The sequence below is a fragment of the Gilvimarinus sp. 1_MG-2023 genome (assembly GCF_030548285.1).
Genome location: NZ_JAUOSC010000682.1, coordinates 1 through 304 on the forward strand (window position 1 = coordinate 1; position 304 = coordinate 304).

The 304-nt window shown below is 57.9% G+C and carries 1 protein-coding gene; it reads right to left on the reverse strand.

Annotation, left to right across the window (positions count from 1 at the left end; genetic code table 11):
- Nucleotides 1-304 (reverse strand): glutathione binding-like protein (locus tag Q4563_RS18595; protein ID WP_303605563.1); only part of this gene is annotated, 304 nt, incomplete at both ends.

Below are 304 nucleotides of genomic sequence, written 5' to 3' on the forward strand. Positions count from 1 at the left end.
GCGTCATCCAACTCACTCTGGAATTCGGCGTGCTGGCCAATGGTGCGGGCGCGTTCGACGGCTGGACGGCTGTTGATACGGTCAAACCAGGCCTTTAGGTGCGGAAATTCACTCAGAGCACCATCATCACCCAGTACCACGGTAGCCTTGTCGATCCAGCCCCAGGCGGCAATGTCTGCGATGCTGTATTGCTCACCGACGATAAAGGTACGGCTCGCCAGATGGGTATTCAGCACTGAATAATGACGGCGGGCTTCACGCCAGTAACGATTGAGGGCGTAAGGAATCGGCTCTGGGGCGGCAC